Origin of the sequence: Nocardia sp. NPDC057663 (assembly GCF_042799895.1) — a bacterium.
Taxonomy (GTDB): Bacteria; Actinomycetota; Actinomycetes; order Mycobacteriales; family Mycobacteriaceae; genus Nocardia.
Window position 1 is genome coordinate 985006 of record NZ_JBHVHX010000001.1, and the last position, 1416, is coordinate 986421.

The 1416-nt window shown below is 73.7% G+C and carries 1 protein-coding gene; it reads left to right on the forward strand.

All coding sequences use genetic code 11. The features are described from left to right. The coding region (locus ACFVAV_RS04660; RefSeq protein WP_379029850.1) for a hypothetical protein at nt 1-1416 on the forward strand (1416 nt) is incomplete at both ends.

The window sequence follows — 1416 nt, forward strand, 5'->3', positions numbered from 1 at the left end:
CAGCCGCCGAACCAGCAAGGCCGACACCGGTTTCCGCCAGGCCACCCAGGCCCGCCTGCGCGCCACCCGCAGCCGAACCAGCCAAGCCCGCGCCGGTGTCTACGGCACCGCCCAGACCAGCCTGCGCACCACCAGCCGCCGAACCAGCAAGGCCGACACCGGTTTCCGCCAGGCCACCCAGGCCCGCTTGCGCGCCTCCCGCCAAGCCCGCACCCGCGTCTGCGGCACCGCCCAGACCAGCCTGCGCACCACCGGCCGCCGAACCTGCAAGGCCGACACCGCTTTCCGCGAGACCACCGAGACCCGCCTGCGCGCCACCGGTCAGGCCGGCGCCGGACTCCACAGCCGCGCCGAGACCAGCTTGCGCGCCGGTGGTGACCGAGCCTGCCAGGCCGGTGCCGAGGGTCGCGGCGGTGTCGATGCCGCCCTGCAGGCCGGTGGTCAGTCCGATGCCTGTCGTGGCGGACAGTGCCGTGTCCAGCCCGGTGGTGGCCTCCGCGGCACCGCCGCCGGTGATCAGCCCGTCGACACCGATGCCGGTGCCGAGACCGCCGGTCAGACCGCCGATGAGATCGGTGCCCACCGACGCGGCGCCACCGAAACCGGTTTCGAGCCCGGTGCCGATTTCCGCACCTGCTCCGACCGCACCGTCGAGACCGGTGATCGCCGTGGTGCTCGCGGCGGCACCGAGGCTGCCCGCCGCCTGGGCCCCGGCGTTGCCCGCGGCACCCAGCCCACCGGTGACCCCGGCGCCGAGCCCACCCGCCGCACCGGTCGCACCGCTCAGCCCGGCGTCCAGGCCACCACCGAGCTGACCCCCCAGGTTCGCGCCGAAGTCCGTGGTGAGCCCAGCGGCCCCGCCGACCAGACCGTCGACCCCACCCGCGACATCGCCGCCCGCACCAACCGCACCGGTCAGCGCACCGTCGAGCCCGGCACCTGCCGCACCGGTAAGAGCACCGCCCAGTCCAGCGGCGGCACCACCACCGACACCGACCGCCCCGTCCAGGGCACCATCGAGACCGGCACCGACACCCGCGCCAACACCAGCAGCACCAGTCAGCGCACCATCGAGACCAGCACCGATTCCCGCGCCGGCACCAGCAGCACCGGTCATGGCACCGCCCAATCCCGCAGTGAGATCGCCACCAGCGTCGACCACACCCGACAACGCGCCATCCACACCGGCGCCTGCCGCACCAGTAAGAGCACCGCCCAGTCCAGCTGCGACATCTCCACCGACACCGGCTGCCCCCTCCAAGGCACCATCGAGACCAGCACCGACACCAGCCGCACCAGTCAACGCACCATCGAGGCCAGCGCCGACACCAGCCGCACCAGTCAACGCACCGCCCAATCCGGCAGTGAGATCGCCACCAGCGTCGACCGCGCCCGACAACGCGCCATCCAGACCGG